The 15,653-nt window shown below is 42.0% G+C and carries 19 protein-coding genes and 3 pseudogenes; 11 read left to right on the top strand and 11 right to left on the bottom strand.

The features are described from left to right. Positions 1 to 99 precede the first annotated feature (99 nt). Positions 100 to 288: a hypothetical protein gene (locus tag HWQ38_RS01865; protein ID WP_292789567.1), complete on the top strand. Its 189-nt coding sequence runs from the start codon at positions 100 to 102 to the stop codon at positions 286 to 288. A gap of 56 nt (positions 289 to 344) precedes the next feature. Further along, positions 345 to 988, top strand: a pseudogene (locus HWQ38_RS01860) (site-specific integrase). Positions 989 to 1,198: 210 nt separating this feature from the next. Here the strand turns inward: HWQ38_RS01860 and HWQ38_RS01855 are convergent. The 3 genes from HWQ38_RS01855 to HWQ38_RS01845 form a co-directional block, all read right to left on the bottom strand. Beyond that, a complete protein-coding gene (locus HWQ38_RS01855) occupies positions 1,199 to 1,738 on the bottom strand; it encodes a DM9 repeat-containing protein (RefSeq protein ID WP_292789565.1) in 540 nt (179 codons plus the stop codon). Between the two features lie 287 nt (positions 1,739 to 2,025). Further along, on the bottom strand, positions 2,026 to 2,448 hold the full coding sequence (locus HWQ38_RS01850) for a hypothetical protein (RefSeq protein WP_292789563.1): 423 nt from the start codon (positions 2,446 to 2,448) through the stop codon (positions 2,026 to 2,028). Positions 2,449 to 2,782: 334 nt separating this feature from the next. Then, positions 2,783 to 6,349 (bottom strand): plasmid replication protein, CyRepA1 family, encoded by a 3,567-nt coding sequence (locus HWQ38_RS01845; protein WP_292789561.1) that lies wholly within the window; start codon positions 6,347 to 6,349, stop codon positions 2,783 to 2,785. Positions 6,350 to 7,002: 653 nt separating this feature from the next. On the opposite strand from HWQ38_RS01845, the gene HWQ38_RS01840 reads away from it, so the two are divergent. Next, positions 7,003 to 7,212: a hypothetical protein gene (locus tag HWQ38_RS01840; protein ID WP_292789560.1), complete on the top strand. Its 210-nt coding sequence runs from the start codon at positions 7,003 to 7,005 to the stop codon at positions 7,210 to 7,212. Between the two features lie 38 nt (positions 7,213 to 7,250). Here HWQ38_RS01840 and HWQ38_RS01835 read toward each other — a convergent pair. From HWQ38_RS01835 to HWQ38_RS01825, 3 genes and pseudogenes are all read right to left on the bottom strand, one after another. Next, a pseudogene (locus HWQ38_RS01835) lies at positions 7,251 to 7,944 on the bottom strand (IS630 family transposase); the annotation flags it as partial. Between the two features lie 89 nt (positions 7,945 to 8,033). After that, on the bottom strand, positions 8,034 to 8,294 hold the full coding sequence (locus HWQ38_RS01830) for a transposase (protein WP_292789558.1): 261 nt from the start codon (positions 8,292 to 8,294) through the stop codon (positions 8,034 to 8,036). An 83-nt stretch (positions 8,295 to 8,377) separates the two neighbouring features. Continuing rightward, positions 8,378 to 8,988 (bottom strand): annotated as a pseudogene (locus HWQ38_RS01825) (IS630 transposase-related protein); the annotation flags it as partial. A 229-nt stretch (positions 8,989 to 9,217) separates the two neighbouring features. On the opposite strand from HWQ38_RS01825, the gene HWQ38_RS01820 reads away from it, so the two are divergent. Further along, positions 9,218 to 9,457 (top strand): hypothetical protein, encoded by a 240-nt coding sequence (locus tag HWQ38_RS01820; RefSeq protein WP_292789556.1) that lies wholly within the window; start codon positions 9,218 to 9,220, stop codon positions 9,455 to 9,457. 322 nt (positions 9,458 to 9,779) lie between these two features. On the opposite strand, the gene HWQ38_RS01815 is transcribed toward HWQ38_RS01820, so the two are convergent. The 3 genes from HWQ38_RS01815 to HWQ38_RS01805 all read right to left on the bottom strand — a co-directional run bounded on the left by HWQ38_RS01815 (position 9,780) and on the right by HWQ38_RS01805 (position 10,972). Continuing rightward, positions 9,780 to 10,004, bottom strand: coding sequence for a hypothetical protein (locus HWQ38_RS01815; protein WP_292789554.1), 225 nt, complete (start codon positions 10,002 to 10,004; stop codon positions 9,780 to 9,782). 330 nt (positions 10,005 to 10,334) lie between these two features. Further along, positions 10,335 to 10,460: a hypothetical protein gene (locus HWQ38_RS01810; protein ID WP_292789552.1), complete on the bottom strand. Its 126-nt coding sequence runs from the start codon at positions 10,458 to 10,460 to the stop codon at positions 10,335 to 10,337. A gap of 332 nt (positions 10,461 to 10,792) precedes the next feature. Beyond that, a complete protein-coding gene (locus HWQ38_RS01805) occupies positions 10,793 to 10,972 on the bottom strand; it encodes a hypothetical protein (protein WP_292789550.1) in 180 nt (59 codons plus the stop codon). A gap of 137 nt (positions 10,973 to 11,109) precedes the next feature. On the opposite strand from HWQ38_RS01805, the gene HWQ38_RS01800 reads away from it, so the two are divergent. Together HWQ38_RS01800 and HWQ38_RS01795 are read left to right on the top strand one after the other, a co-directional pair. After that, positions 11,110 to 11,271 carry a hypothetical protein gene (locus tag HWQ38_RS01800; RefSeq protein ID WP_292789549.1) on the top strand — a complete coding sequence of 54 codons (162 nt, stop codon included), beginning with the start codon at positions 11,110 to 11,112 and terminating at the stop codon, positions 11,269 to 11,271. A 2-nt stretch (positions 11,272 to 11,273) separates the two neighbouring features. Then, on the top strand, positions 11,274 to 11,399 hold the full coding sequence (locus HWQ38_RS01795; protein ID WP_292789548.1) for a hypothetical protein: 126 nt from the start codon (positions 11,274 to 11,276) through the stop codon (positions 11,397 to 11,399). 4 nt (positions 11,400 to 11,403) lie between these two features. Here HWQ38_RS01795 and HWQ38_RS40310 read toward each other — a convergent pair whose 3' ends face one another. Then, the gene (locus HWQ38_RS40310) at positions 11,404 to 11,523 is read right to left on the bottom strand and encodes a Rho termination factor N-terminal domain-containing protein (protein ID WP_366933208.1); all 120 of its coding nucleotides are present in this window, start codon (positions 11,521 to 11,523) and stop codon (positions 11,404 to 11,406) included. Positions 11,524 to 11,663: 140 nt separating this feature from the next. On the opposite strand from HWQ38_RS40310, the gene HWQ38_RS01790 reads away from it, so the two are divergent. Next, complete coding sequence (locus HWQ38_RS01790) at positions 11,664 to 12,104, top strand: CVNH domain-containing protein (RefSeq protein ID WP_292789546.1); 441 nt, start codon at positions 11,664 to 11,666, stop codon at positions 12,102 to 12,104. A gap of 60 nt (positions 12,105 to 12,164) precedes the next feature. Here HWQ38_RS01790 and HWQ38_RS01785 read toward each other — a convergent pair whose 3' ends face one another. After that, positions 12,165 to 12,986 carry a class I SAM-dependent methyltransferase gene (locus HWQ38_RS01785; RefSeq protein WP_292789544.1) on the bottom strand — a complete coding sequence of 274 codons (822 nt, stop codon included), beginning with the start codon at positions 12,984 to 12,986 and terminating at the stop codon, positions 12,165 to 12,167. A gap of 241 nt (positions 12,987 to 13,227) precedes the next feature. Here HWQ38_RS01785 and HWQ38_RS01780 point away from each other — a divergent pair, with 241 nt between their 5' ends. The 4 genes from HWQ38_RS01780 to HWQ38_RS01765 all read left to right on the top strand — a co-directional run bounded on the left by HWQ38_RS01780 (position 13,228) and on the right by HWQ38_RS01765 (position 15,613). After that, positions 13,228 to 13,434 (top strand): hypothetical protein, encoded by a 207-nt coding sequence (locus tag HWQ38_RS01780; RefSeq protein WP_292789543.1) that lies wholly within the window; start codon positions 13,228 to 13,230, stop codon positions 13,432 to 13,434. A gap of 22 nt (positions 13,435 to 13,456) precedes the next feature. After that, a complete protein-coding gene (locus HWQ38_RS01775) occupies positions 13,457 to 13,633 on the top strand; it encodes a hypothetical protein (RefSeq protein WP_292789542.1) in 177 nt (58 codons plus the stop codon). A 120-nt stretch (positions 13,634 to 13,753) separates the two neighbouring features. Further along, complete coding sequence (locus HWQ38_RS01770) at positions 13,754 to 14,293, top strand: hypothetical protein (protein WP_292789541.1); 540 nt, start codon at positions 13,754 to 13,756, stop codon at positions 14,291 to 14,293. 462 nt (positions 14,294 to 14,755) lie between these two features. Next, entirely contained in the window at positions 14,756 to 15,613 is an 858-nt protein-coding gene (locus HWQ38_RS01765; protein WP_292789540.1) for an aldo/keto reductase, read from the top strand. The last annotated feature ends 40 nt before the right edge of the window (positions 15,614 to 15,653 follow it).

Below are 15,653 nucleotides of genomic sequence, written 5' to 3'. Positions count from 1 at the left end.
ATTGATTCAACAATCGCTAATAATTTTTGCTTACCGCAACTTATTGAGCGGATACTGGAAAATTTAGATGTTGCAATTTCAGAACATGAGGGATGAGAGATGGATGAGCTTAAAGCGAAAATTAGGGAATATAGCCATTTAGCAGCATCATTAAGCAGTCAAGCTCGTTCAATACCCATTGAACCCAAAGAAAATCGCAAACGAAAACTTGATTTGATGCGGCAAGCCAGAGATGCCAGTCTTCAATGTCAAGCATTGATACAAGAGTTGAAAAAACAAGTAGCTTAATCACAGGCTAACTTTTGGTAGTAGTCTGTTAATCGCAACAACGCGGTTGACAGGCTATGAAAATTAATCGGCACGGACGCGCTAAGGTTCTCACACAGCCAGAGATACAGCTAATTTTCAGTGATGGGTTAGAAGATGACCGCGATCGCACCTTGTTCGGTGTCTGCCTGTTTAGCGCTTGCCGTATCCGCGAATGCTGCACACTGTTGACTGATGATATTTACACACCCAAGGGAAGTATCAGACCTCGGCTCATTATTAGGAAGTCAAACACTAAGGGTAAACTTGGAACCCGATCAATCCCAGTGATTGAAGACTTACGGCGGTTATTGGTTGAATATTACCCACTGGCAGGGGATGATTATCTGTTCCCCGGTCGCAGTGGTGGACACATAAGCGAAGACTCAGCTTCTAGGATTTTGAGAGGAGCTTGCAAACAAGTTGAGATAATTGGCGTATCGACGCATAGTTTTCGGCGTAGCGCACTTCGCAGATGAGCAATGCAGGCATACCTCTAAGAGTTATTCAGGAAATCTCAGGGCATCGGAATTTAGAACAGTTACAGAGATATCTAGAAGTGTCTGACGATCAGGTATTGGGAGCGGCGGCGGCGTTGTCGATGCTATCGCCTATGGCAAGTAATGGTGTAGAACTAGACACTAACCAAAACCTTGATTTGGACGCACATTATCCCCGTTAGGGGAAGAGGTATTGGAAAGTTCCACCTCGGCGGAATTGACCTATTCGCCTTCCAAATATCCTTTTATTGTTTCTGCCGGAATACTAAAAGCAGGATGGTTATTCCATCACGAAGCTACCTAACACCGTGTAATGGTCAAAATAAAACCCATCTAATGACGGGTAGTACATTTGTATCGGGCAAAACTCCGGCTATCTGGGGAGATTTTTACTACCTTTTTCCTACTTGGTATGTTGCTAACACATCATACGAGGTAGTAGAAATTTCCAAGCCTCCATAACCGAAGTCACAAAGTTTTTGTTGGATTACTTTTCCTATTGCAATTCCACCATTGTATGAAGCTCTACACGAATAAAGACTATAACCATTTTCAAAACCTGTAGGCACAGCGTCTCCAGGTATTGCTTGTAGGTATGATGATGGTTCCCAATATAACGCAGTCCTTTGACCTTTGTTGTTTACGTCCAGAGGATATGTTACAACGACATAGTTATATGGAGATGAAAAAACTTCAGACCCTGCATAACTCATATCACAATAATTTCTATCAGAACGGTATTTACCTCCATAAACTGCGTTGTTGTATATACCGGAGCATACATATAGAGGTGTACCGTCTGTGTCATTACCACCAAGTACAGCATTGGTTGGTACGCTTTGAGCGAAAGTAGAAGATGCTGGAATAACAGTACCTGCAAGTATTGCTAAACACGCTAAAGTAGTCTTAATGCGAAAATTGCTAAGATTCATGATTAATTTACTCTGATGTCTTGGAAAGGGAGAAGTAAATTAATTAGTTGAAAATTTTTAACTAATTAATAAACTCTATTTAGTATTTTCATGTAGTATTTTTATTTCAAAAAGGAGAAATAAAACTTATTTTTTAATGTTATTTCCTGTTTCCTGTGTGGTAAATGTCGGGAAATGGGGATTTGACGACATCCAGGTGAAACAGACACAGCGCAGGGATTTAGACCATACTACACAGGTGAAATGACCCTGTACATATTCCAGGGGTTACAAGCAGAAAAATAGGGCTAATATGTGATTGTTCGGTTTAGTTTATTCTTTTTCCATTCATCGTTATAATCCAGCAGTGATTCAAAATTCTTGACCGCATATGGGGGAAGCTGATTTTTACAAAAAGTTAGACCTTTTTCTCCTGCGGCGATTTTTATTAATCTTCCCAAATGAATTAACCGTTGCCGTTTTTTCGCGGATATATCTGCCTCACTTTTATCCTGGGGATAGATTTCTAAAAGTTCTTCGAGCCAGTGGACTACACACAAAGCACTCCCATAGTTAATATCTAATTTTTTAGCAATCTGTTTCGCATATTGAATTGCCGCCTGTTCATTCATTAGCTCATACTTCCTTTTATAAAGTTCTCCCATTTCCAAAACTAATTGCTTTTCCTGCCGAGCGATTACCCTCTGAACTTCTTGATCTACAATGTCCATTATTTTACCCCCGTTTAATATTTATTATTCCCTGAAAAGATAGAACAGCAATTACAATGGAGTTGTTGATTTTTGAATCCTTGACAAGTTGGATAGTTGTTGTTTTATCTATCCATTTTTTGGTTATTTTTCTTCTTAGGCATCAGCGTTTGGTTGATGCCTTTTGTTTTTTTTCTTAGAGGAAAGGTTTGGAGCGATCGCACCTGGGGTCAAGTTAGTAGGATGCTGGGGCGTAGCTACCCGCAGAGGCGATCGTGTGCATCTTTGTTAGAGGTCAGGGGCGATCGCCCTTCGGAGAATGCGATCGCGTTTCTGGTAGCTACCCCGTTAATCACTAATCACCATCCTCGTAGCTGTATATGTCGTGATTGTCGTTGCAAATATCGCGCTCTTTATTATGTATCAGATAATACTCAGTCCAATCACCAAGGTCTAGTGTTAATTGCTCGGATTTTGCTGTCACACCCCCTCCCAGATCGCCTGTTAGAGGATTTGCAGTTAATGGTGCTTCAAAATGGCTGGGTGTATTGCTGGGTATAGTTTTCTCTGCTGTCACACACCCCCCTGTTAAAATACCATTTACTAGAAGTATAGGGGGGTGTGTGACACCCTCAAAACCTAGTTTTCGTTCTACCTGCCGGGCTACGAATTTTTGTGCAAAACTCCAAGACTCTGATGTAATGGTTTTTACCTTAATTACCTTGTTATTTACGCGCTTCTGTTTTACCTCCAGGCGCAACCCGTTCATCCCATGAAGATAAGCAATTATTTGCCCGTCGCTTGCTTTCTCGAAGTTATAGCCCGTAGCTTGCTTGATAGGTTCGATATATTTCCGCACCTTGTTAATTAGCGGCTGATAATCTTCTGGATAATATTCTCTGGTTGGGTCAAGATAGCTTTGAAATTCTAAAAACTCCCACAGCTTACGTTCGCGTAGCTGCCACTTAATATCCTTGGGAAAGCGTTTATTGCACTCAGCAATATCAGGGCGTAGTTTCTGCTGCCTATTCTCAATGTAGGTATCACTAGAGGCGATATCAGCAGTTTCCTGGTGAAAGTTTCGATAGAATCTTTTCATCGAATTCTCAAGCCCGTTCCGATGATTCATAAATGCGATCGCTTTTAATCCAGATAATTCCTCCCCTGTGGGTATCGTCGTTTTTGCCTCGCTTATTAATTCATCTCCAAAAGTATCCTTGAGATGATGCTTTGTTAATTGCTGCCTCTCTTCCAGTGTCAAATTTTCACCAGAATTGCTTTTATTGCTGAGTTGCTGCACTTCATGAAAGGATAAATCTTTTGCATCAGATATTTGCACAATTTCTTCTAATTTGAGTTCCCCTGCTATTTCTTTCAGTGAATCACCAATACCGCTAGCGTCTATACCAAAGTTGGTTTCGATTAGCTCATAGCCATCGTCAATTAATTTCTGTTGATACCAATACCGTAGCCGTCTCATCTCAAGATTTTTTAATGCAGAATTCTGACAGAATAGTTGCCAGTGTGGTGAGTGCCACTCTTGCTTCATTGGATTATATTCAGGCTGATAAGTTAGCAAGATTTTGTTTCGTGCGTGATAATTATCTTGATAATATTTATCTACCTCGCTGGGTGTTATTGCTCGGCTAGCCTCGTAATTAATCCCAGAGTTTGCCACCCATACATTAATGTTCTCTGCCCCTCTCACCCGTGCAAATCCCTGAGAGCCATTATTAGGGGTGAGGATGCCGTTGATGATGCCGTACACACCCTTATTAAATCTTCCGTTGGTCAGGGAGATGCCCGAAATAATTGATGGGCTACACGATAGGAGCATTGTGTTAATTGAGTTCTCATTAATTCGCTCTACATAATTTTTAATCTCTTCCTGCTCACTGGTATCCCCGTTAATCTCCACAATATAAGGGGCTAAATCTGGGCGTTTTTTGCGGATAAATTCAGCAATTGTTTTGCAGCCACGATAGCCATTTTTGAAGTCGTCCAGCAGGAAGCACGGGATAGCGTTGTCAAGGTCAGCCAATAATTTTTTAATTACACTATCTGGCTTACCATCTGTTGAGAATTTCAATTTACCCTTCTTGGGCTTGTAATCATTTACTATCAATTCAATCTTCGCGTTAGCAGGTGCGATCGCACTGATGTAGTCAATCTCTTTTTGGCTGATATCCGCACTCATATAAGCAGCCGAGCCGTTTGTTAGCGTAGCTACCAATTGCGCCTTGTGAGTCGCCAATATTAGCGGTCTGATGCCGTCTTTGTTGCAGAGAGAATCAAAAGTATAATCAAAAATCTGGTCGCACTCATCAAATAAAAGGAATGCGTTATCTTGCAGTACCTTTGGGTGAAATTTATAAGCAGAATTGGCACAGAATGAGGCTTTAGTTGATAGCAGGAAATTATCAATCTTGCTTTTATAAGTAAGCCCCAAATCATAAGCCATTTTAATCGCTAGAGTTACCCGTGTATGCCATGAATATACTGCTTTGTAGTGTGGCATATACGGCTGTAATCCTTCAGTTTTACCCGTACCCTTAGCACTCAATACTATTGATATCTTCCCTTTCTCAAGGTTTAAATCTTCTGGAGAGAGTTTTTCTTTATTGATACGGGTGATTGTTATGCCCTGCTGGGTTGTCTTCTCAAAATCAATACCTTCTAATTGCCCGTGAATTATTTTTTCAGCTTCAAATTGTGCATTATCTTGGGCTATCTGTTCGGGTGATTTCTGCTTAGATTTTTGATTATCGTTAGCTCTAGCAGGGAATACCACCCCGTTGATTTTAGCTAATTCAATTAGGCTTTTATAAATGTCCTTGTTACAGCAATCATTAAAGCACTGGAATTTACCATTATGGCGGTTTACTGTTAGTGATGTTGTGCTGACACCTTTATGTACTGGGCATCTAGCCTCAAGCCAGTCGTTGTTTTTCTCCCGATACCCTTCACAATATTGAATTAAATTCCGTGCATCATAGGGGTTATCATCGCCGCTAAATCCTACCGCGTAGCTACCATCATATTGTTTTTTATTTTTCTGTTTCTTGCTGCTTTCTTCCTGCTCTTTAGCTACCAATTTAGGAAGCAGTTCAAGCAACCATTGAGGTGCGATCGCAATTTCGATATCCTCTGGTGAATTTATCCACTGGTAGCTACCAGTTTCAGGATGCCGTGAAGGTGGTAAGCATGATTGCATCCTGTTGTATCGAAATTCTAATTGCTCACCAGGATTGCATTTTAAATCATCTGTTTGGTTTACTACGGCTCTAGTGAATTTATTTACTGCTTCTCTATGTTCTTCTGGGATTTGAAAAGCTATTTGATATCGCCCTGGCTTGCCAGATTTCCAGCTAATAGTTTCTGGTAGCTCCCCATTGCTTAATTTTTTTAATACTGGTTGTGCGCTACTTCCATCTACATCAATGGCAAGAATTCCATCAGAGATATCGCCTGTTTTTAGCCCAAATCCTGAAGCATAAAGCTTAAATGGTCGCCCTGTTTTTTTGCTAGTTTTTAATTCGCCTTCTAAAATTGCTTTTTCAATAAAATCTCTGGCTAATGTTTTCTCATCCTGCCAGTTTTTAAGATATGGGCGCTTATCTCGTAGCGGTGTTAGCTCCCAAGGTTCAGGAATATTTTTTAATTCTGCTACAATTTCATCAGCATTATGTATTGGGTTGAATGCTTGCCAGTCAGGGGCATCAAAACTATCTTCTTCAAGTTCAGTAGCGGCTAAGATGAATTGTTCAGGATGAATTGTGAAGCCCAGTTGAGAAGCCTTGCTAACAACTCTTTTGGCTATCTCTATATCTTTCTGTTTCTCACTTCTAGACTTGCCGTTATCACCGTCTTTATCTATAATTGATTTGACAGAAGGTGTTTTATTATTTTGATTTTTAAACATGGCAATAGGTGATAAATCGTGGTGGTTTTATCGCCTTTTGCTATTCAGTTTCTCAAGGATTTTTTACTTCTCTCTCTCAGTTTTTGCAGTTAGTCAGCTATTTTGTGGTATACTAGCCTTTAGAAATTAGTTGTTGTTTCGATATCCTTGAGAGCCTGAGCAAAAGGCGTTTGGAGTCGGGGCAACTTTTTTTTGCGTATTTATACAACAATAAAATGCTGACCCGGATGAGGTGCGATCGCACATCAGGAGGCGAGGTTATTCCTGTCTATATACTCAAGAACTGCATATCGTAGGAGGCGTCACCGTGCCAAACCGGGTAAATTGTACGCTAAGGCTGAAACTAAGATGGGGTAAGCCTTTTAAGAAGTGCTTTTTGGTGAAAGAACTATGGTTGTGCTGCTAGTTTTGATCAAGTTTGAACGAAAAATCGTCGTTTCAGGCACTTGAAATTTTCTTAGCGTACAAAAAACCTTTTTTGGCACGGTGATGCCAAGTAAGTCGCCATAAGATATTGGGAGACTCTAAACGGACATCGAAGGAACGTAAGACTGCCTTGGTAGTATATCCCAATGAAGTGTCAAGGAATCACTGCACTTTTAAGGCGGTGAGGTATGTCAATAAACTTCATCTAAAAACCAGGAGATTGACAAATGGCTCGCATCAAGATTACCGAATTGCATCAAAAGGAAAATCAACTTTATCTAGAAATATCCGAACACGAATCATATCTGATTGTGGGTGGTATAAATCCTCAACCTCTTCCCCCAGCAGTTCCTATTGCAAGACAACCAGAGTTCAGAGGACTTTTTATTGCAAGAGAACCAGAGTTCAGAGGAGCTATAATAGCGGGTTATCAATGATGAATTCAAGGTATCCTTAGTAATAAGCTAATCAGCATTCAAATTGCAACATAGCTACTATTTCCCTTGTTTTTGATCTGACGATGCCACTTAATGACTAACTCACCCTGGTTTAATAGCTTATCAAGTATTGACTTCAACTCATCTACTGATTGAAATAGACGATGAGCAATGTATTCCTTACATGAATACCAGACTAATTCTATAATGTTGTAGTCAGGACTATATGGAGGTAAAAATTCTAGTACAAAGTTAGGTAGCTCTTGAGCAATTTTAGTGAGAATATCCTTACGTTTATGAAAACTAGCATTATCTAGGATTAAAATAATCTTGGGGTCGAACTCCTGAAAATATTCGGCGTTGTCCTGTAAAATTTTTGCGTTTTCCTCGCTTACCCCAATTCTTGCGGCGAATCACCCGTAAACTGAAACCACTCTCATCCCAAAACCATACCTGCATTCGCTTTGGGTCTACTCTTGCTATCGCTAAATATTGGGCAAGTTTTTCTTGAAACTCTGCTCTAATTATTGGATTTTGTTTATCTTTTAAGTCATATTTAGCCCAGATATAACTATACTTTTCTTGTTTTAATATCCTCCTAACTTGAGAGCTACTTAAGTCAATGCCTGTTTGCTCTGTTAAATATGTCGCTAATCTCTCTGCTGTCCATCGACCAAATTCGTAACCAAAATCTGACGGCTCTTGATCAACTGTTTTCAATAACAGTTCAATCAAAAGTGTTGAATGTTAAGAGAAATCCGATAAAAACAGCCCAAAATTTAACATATTTTGGGCTGTTTTTATCGGATTTCTCTTAACATTCAACACTTTTGGACCAGTCCGTATATCCTTTGTGTAATTAAGCTTTCTACCGTATGGTCAGTTCGATTTGGTTTTCGGTAATCTTGGAAACACTCTGCAAACTGTGATGTTATTTGTAGTTTTCTGTCTATTTCAGCAATTAAGCTTAATCCAGCATCAGATGTTACCTGTCCACCCTGGAAATTAACTACAACTGGTGGTGACTTTGGTTGTTCAAATCTGAACTGTTTTGGGAGCGATCGCCTTGTGGATCGAATCATCGTTTATAACTGCTGAAATACTTGCCATATATACATTTTAGCAGTTTTTATCCCGTTTTTTTTCGAGTTTGTGAGAAATCCGGGTCAAATACAGTTCGATTGCAAGCGCCCTCGACTGTAAACGGTGCAATCAAACGCTGGTTAGACAACGCTGCAATCATGTTAACTCGTCCCTGACGCCGACCTGATTTGAGAGCATGAAAGCGCTGACCTTTTTCATTCCAGCCGTAGCCGTAATCCTCACGATTGTCCATACCTGACTCATCTACGTAGACTATTGCCTCTACTTCCCAATTGGCTAACTTCTCTATAAATTGTTGCCGTTTGATTTCATCGCGTTCCCGGTATCCATAAGTTTTTTTTTTCGTGTGAATCCAATTTTCTTCAACGCCCTTGAAATTGTACGAGCACTGATATCACTGTTCCAAAGTTCTGCCATCTCTTTCTGGGTCTTATCCCCATGAACTTTGCTAAACTCACGAAACTTGTCCCAATCAGTAATTTTGCGATCGCTACGGGGCGGTTTGTTTGTTTTTGGCTGAAAATCCCCCGTTGCTGCTTTGCGCTTCAGCCAAAGATCGATAGTATTACGGCTGATATTGAACAGTTCACTGACCTCGCTTTTCTTCAAGCCATCTAGTTCAATGGCTTGGATAACTTTTTGGCGCAAGTCATAACTGTAGGGTTTGGACATAATATGATCACAGACTATGAGATGACACCGAATTCGCTCCATTCTATGTCCTAATATACATGGCTGCTGCTATATCCAAAATCCCTGCTGTGACTAGGTTCTAGCATCTGGTTATTTCATTGCATACCTGTTAGATTGCTATGTCCGCATAACTGTTAACCTTCTCTTATATATACATTAACTAGTTAATTAATTCCGTTAACAGCTTCATGTTATAATAGGTGGCTCGGTGTCCCCAGGTGCGATTGCTTGTGATGGCATGGGATTTTGGACTGGCAACTGCGTTGCCGAGCGACGACGGCTATCGCCGCGTCTCCTTGACTGCTTGCTGACGCAAGCGAACGACGGCGGCTATCGCCGCGTCTCCTTGGTTATTCGTTCGGTTAGCGATGGCGTAACCGTCCTTTCCATTGGCGATCGCAATCTCTGGGTTAATCTCTGGGGAGGATTCCTCGTCTTGTTACTTTAATCTTCTTAGAGGATATAACAGGTTGTGGTTCTAGAACAGCTTGTTCATCTTCCCAAAAACTAGTGCATGGAACTGGACTGGCAACTGCGTTGCCCAACGACGACGGCTCCGCCGCGTCTCCTAGTTTGCGATGCCTTCTCTACGAGACGCTACGCGAACGGCGGGCGCAGCCATCGCTCTAAATTATCAGCGTGGTTATGTGGTATAGCGGGTTTGACTGGCAATTGCGTTGCCTGACGACGGCGGCGTTGCCGCGTCTCAATAAGCGATCGCTTGCACAGAGCGGATAAGTCATTGTCACTAATGGTTATGCCTTGTTGGTTTATTCTGGCATAACTTTGATGAGCGCGGCTTCTATCTGTTCCAAGGCTTTATCGATGGCATCCAATCGCTTGCGATTTTCCCACTCTCGGTAGGCGATGGCTACGCCCGCCGCAGGCATCGCTGGCAGAGTCGGTTTACGGGATGGCTGCGCCCGCCGTTCGCGTAGCGTCTCGTAGAGAAGGCATCGCAGTTCTTGGGTTAGTCCCTGGAGAAAGTTCCTCATCTTGTTATTCTAATCTTCTTAGAGGATATAACAGGTTGTGGATTTAGAATAGCTTGATCATCTTCCTAAAAGCTAATGCCTGATTTTAATCCATTGGTTTTTTTAACGGAAGTTCGCTTGAATCCCCTGAAGATTTCTATGGTAAGAAATATTAATTCCGCGCGATCGCGTCTCTCAACATTGGCTTAACTTTTCCCGGATGTCTGGCAATCCTCCCCAGGCGCGTAGGACTGGACTGGCAACTGCATTGCCTAACGACGGCGGCGTTGCCGCGTCTCCTGCTTTGCCCCACATATAGTTATGCTTTGTTAGTTGGGTCTGGCATAACTCTTATGCCCCGTCGTAGGCATCACTCCAAACTACTAGCGTGGTTATTGGGCATTCGGCATTCGGCATTCGGCATTCGGCATTCGGCATTCGGCGTGTAGCTACATGTCCGCCACCCCTGGCAAACATCTTTGCAAAATTTCACGTCCACAGACCCAATTTTGGGCTAATTTACCCCTGTGGACGTAAACCCTACATTTTGACCGAATCGCTTATACAGCGTGGCTTTCGGCTGCGTCCACAGACCACTGTTTTTATATAAAATAGACAGTCTGTGGACGCAAACGAATATAACCCGCTCCTTGGCTAAGCTAATGAGCATTTAAGTTGCATAACACCAAGGCTGAAGCCCTTACTACAAGCGAATCAGTCTCGAAAAATGAATGACGATTAGCTTAATACTCATAATTTGAGAAACTCTCGCCCACTGCTACCCCCGCCAGAATGCTCTAGAGCAATTTTTAGGCATTGTCATACATCCAATCAATTGAAGAACCAGAAGCAATATAAATTGTCGTAGTTATTGGCCCCGCAGTGAATTTCAGAGCTGTTGTAGATCCCCCAACTATCGTCAACTCCTCGTCGTCTGATAGTTCCTCAATTTCTGGAGCTTGCAAATTTTTAATTTCTATCGTTTTCATATCCATAAATCCTAATATCAGTTCAATAACACGCTAACAAGTGTAACTAGCAAAATCAACGGAAATAGTAAAACACTAAAACATCCTACCTTTCCCACCAAATCTACTTTATTACTTAGTTTGCTTTAGGACTTGGTATGGGTGTAGAAAAGTTGAATTTGTCGCAACCTTTACTTATCGGAACTTCGATTCTTTCGCTTTCTGTGGATGGTGCTAATGGTGTAGTAGGGGGGGAAATAATTCTGACTAATCAGGCATCAAATCGTTGTAGGCTGTGGATCACAGGTTTTACAGTCTGACGATGAAAATCAATCGGCACGGACGCGCTAAAGTTCTCACACAGTCTGAGATACAGCTAATTTTCAGTCATGGGTTAGAGCATGACCGCGATGGCTACGCCCACCGCAGGCATCGCACTTGCCCATGACCCACTACGCTGCTACAGATTCCTTGGCTAGTATCCGCTCAATCAACTGGCTCTTTCTCATGCTGCTATAGTTCTTCACCCCCAAAGAGCTAGCCATTCGCTTGAGTTCTCGGATTGTCAGCACATCAATTTGTCTAGGTGCGATCGCACCGAGCGAGAGTTTGGCGAGATGACTTTGGGCGTGGTCTGGGATCGTGATATGGCTGCAAACAGAAGTAGTAACATTAAGGCGTTTAAACTAGCCAAAAGTAAGGATTTTCTCTAATGTTTAAATTCACCAAGTACATATTTATTCTTTCACTAGTCGTAACACTAATCCTTTTCAAACAAAATGCAGCGTTAGCAGGAGGTGGTTTTACAGCGTCGTGTCTAAATATTACTGTTTCCCTGGTCATCGGCAATTTGCAAGGTGAAAGGCATGGTGGACTTATTTTGCAAGCTTACTGCTATAGCCGCACAGGACAACTGAAAATAAGTGCCATAGATTTAGGTAAGAGTATAGCAAACAACGATGGTGCTTTAGTATGGTATAACGGTGGTAATTTCGCATCATCTGTTACAAATTGTGCTGTGAATGTTTCAACTTTTACAATATTGTCTTGTGGGGCTGTAAGAAGAGATGGTTCTATTGTAATAGCCTCTATAAATTTGGATGAGGAAATAGCAAATTTGGATGGCAATTTAACAGCACTTGTCGGTTTCTAACAAACCTCATGACGCGCTATGGGGAACAACTTCACCATTAGACATCTCTTGTGCTGAACACTAAAATTCTGTACACTTTACAGCTTTAAGTAGCTCTAATGGCCAAACGAAAATACTGTCTTGGTTATTTTTTATTTCTTGTAATTCTAGTATCATTGCGTCTGGTAATAAGGGTGTAATTTTTTCCAGGGCAATTAAAGCAGGAGCGGCACTTAGCAAAACTTCAGTAATGAAATCAATAAAATCTGTCCTCTGTGAGATATTTTTAGTTCTGCCATCTAAGTAAAGAGGAATATAGTCAAGAGTAGTTTCAGAAAAACCGGACTGCAATGCCAAGTTAGAGAGTTTTACTCCCACGTTTGGATCTCCGTTTAATTGCTCTTGGTAGCGATTGAAGATTTCCCAGTAAGTTTGAAAAGCTAGACAAGTTGGATGGATATATAAACCTGTATTAAACGCTTCTGTGCAATAAAGATTAGTACCTGATTGCATTATCCGTTTTACCTCTTTGAGGAGGTAGATGGGATTCTTGATATGTTCTAGAACAAAGCAGATCAACGCACCATCGAAGGATTGATCTGGGAAAGGAAGTACTTCCCCATGAGTAATATGCAGTGATACCCGTCCGGCTTCAATATGGTACTTGAGAAATTCGCCAGCACGACTAATCTGCGCTTCGGAAATATCAACACCAGTAATTTTTAAATGCGGAAAATGATTTAATAAAATTTGTATTTGCGCTCCTACTCCACAACCTATTTCAATAATGTGATTACAATTAGAAAAATCAATCTTATTGTAGATGTAAGATTCTAAAAAAACGCTTTGTCGGAACAGGCGGTCTTGTTCCTTTCTAGTATATCCGTGAATATATTTGGTCATACATAACACGTTGAAAGTATTTTCATCTTAAGAAAAATGTTGGAAATGTCAATACTTTCGCCAAGCTTACTTCTTTAGGACGTATTGATAACCTGTCTACAGGTGTTGAACCCGCGTAAATTGGCAAAGGTATTGGAAAGTTAGATCAATTTATTCACCAGACTTGTGGCTGTAATTTGCTGTAGAGAATCAGGTGTCAAATCGTTATAGGCTGTGGATTACAGGGATCTACAGTCGAAAAATGAAAATACACCGGCACGGACGGGCTAAGATTCTAACGCAGTCAGAGATACAGCTAATTTTTAGTCATGGCTTGGACAACGATCGCGATGGCTACGCCCGCCGCAGGCATCGTATCTTGTTCGGTGTCTGCCTGTTTAGCGCTTGCCGAATTCGAGAATGTTGTAAGCTAATCGTCATTCATTTTTCCAGACTGATTCGCTTGTAGTAAGGGCTTCAGCCTTGGTGTTATGCAACTTAAATGCTCATTAGCTTACCCTGTTCACCCAAGATATCTACACGCCCAAGGGCATCGTAAGACCTCGGCTAAGGCGGCGAGTTTGGCGATGCTTTCACCTGTGGCTAGAAGTGGTGTAGAGCTAGAAACTAACCAAAAGCTTGAAATTGATGCTAATAGTCACCGTTAGGGTATTGGGAAGTGATTACGCCTTTTTTAATTAAGAATTAACCAAAATTTACCAAAAATATTTCTTGTTTATGTATATGTTTCTAAGTAGAGTTTCATAAAATATTTACTACTGTTTCTCATGAAAATTCGTAAAACTTTGCTTGGATTAACAATTGGTGTACTTTCCACAGTCAGCATTTTGGATATTTGGAACATTCAAAAAGTAAAGGCTGACTCTCTAACTGATACCAATTCTAAACTGACAGTTTGCAGCAATTTTGTCGCTGGTACATACCTCACGACAATTAAAGACAAAGCAGGAAAGTTTGCTTCACGCGCGTTGATCACTCTTACTGAAGAAGGCAACTTGATTAGTAGTGACTCAAACCAAGGTGGTGTTTCAGGTCAGTTTGATCCTTTTACCGCTTCTCAGGGTACTTGGGCGTGTAATGGAAAGAAGGCGATTACAGGTAGGGCACTCAACTTTAGTCTCTCAAACAAGGGTGGTAGCGGTATTGCAAGAAATGATTATAGAGCTACTTTTAATCCGATAACTCAAACAGTAGAAGGGACAATTGAGCTTCGTCTGTTTAATAATCTACAAGGGAATCCACTACAGGGTAATGGACAAAATGGAGGGTCATTCTTCTTTACAGGTCAGCTTGTCACCGCTAGATAGTTGCAGTTTATTAATCCAATAAGGATAAGGGCGGCGGCATTGTCGATGCTGTCGCCTGTTGGGTGAGATGTTGGGAAATATGCCAAATCTGACAAATCCTAAAAGTGTCACAAAATGACAAATCCGTTTTTTCACATTCAAACGGCTGAAAACGTTATCCTGTAAGCGCTCCCGCTTAGAAGCAACACAGGGAACTTAGCAGACAGTATCAATACAAATTGTTGCCCTACTAAAGTGGGTAAGGCTTAACTTGATGACAGGAATTTGTCTCAAGGCCATTTAATTTGTCACTGTACAACAGCAAAAAAGCTTGTAATGGGTAAACCACTTAAAGATAAAGTTGCCTTGGTGACTGTGGCAGTCTAAAGCACCCACCGATTAATTGAACCCAAGGCATAACTACAATTGATCCCTTATCGAGATCGGACACTTCCAACCAATTTACACCAACCGATTTACACTATGTCTGAACTTAATGCTAGTGCTTCTGGACAATTTACTCTCTTGGATCGTTCAGTGACGCGGCTGGGCTTTGGCTCCATGCAGCTTACGGGCAAAGGGGTGTGGGGTGAACCCAAAAACCGGGAGGAGGCACTACAAGTATTGAAACGCTTGCCCGATCTGGGAGTCAATTTCATCGACACTGCGGATAGCTATGGACCTAACGTCGCTGAGGAACTGATCGCCCAGGCACTATATCCCTATGACGGCATATTTATCGCCACCAAGGGTGGGCTGACCCGTACAGGTCCGAATGAGTGGCCGCCGGTAGGTCGTCCCGAATATCTACGCCAGTGTGTACTCATGAGCCTGCGCCGCCTGAAAGTGGAGCAGCTAGACCTATGGCAACTGCACCGCATCGATCCTAAGGTGCCTCAAGACGAGCAATTTGGTGTAATCGCCGATTTTCTCAAAGAGGGACTGATTGCGCGGGCTGGGCTGAGTCAAGTCTCAGTGGAGCAGATCGAGGCTGCACGGAAGGTATTCCCCGTGACCACGGTGCAGAACCGCTACAACCTCGTAGACCGGGCTGATGAGGCGGTACTTGACTACTGCACGCATGAGGGTATCGGCTTTATCCCCTGGTATCCGTTAGCCTCCGGCGACCTCGCCCAGTCAGGCGGACCGGTAGACATGATCGCCAAGGCACACAGCGCATCGCCGGGACAAGTGGCACTGGCTTGGGTACTGAAGCGAAGTCCTAATATGCTGCCGATTCCGGGAACAAGTCAAGTTGCTCACCTCGAAGAGAACATTGCTGCCGCGCAGCTTGATCTGTCAGACGACGAGTTTCAGCAACTTGATAAAGCCGCTGCATGAGCCAAGCGATCGCTACTTTATGTCTAATCTTTTACGCTGC

This window comes from Nostoc sp. NMS7, from assembly GCF_017115085.1.
In the GTDB taxonomy this organism is placed as follows: Bacteria; Cyanobacteriota; Cyanobacteriia; order Cyanobacteriales; family Nostocaceae; genus Nostoc.
The sequence above is the reverse complement of the archived record's forward strand: the minus strand, read 5'-3'. Positions and strand labels throughout refer to the sequence as shown.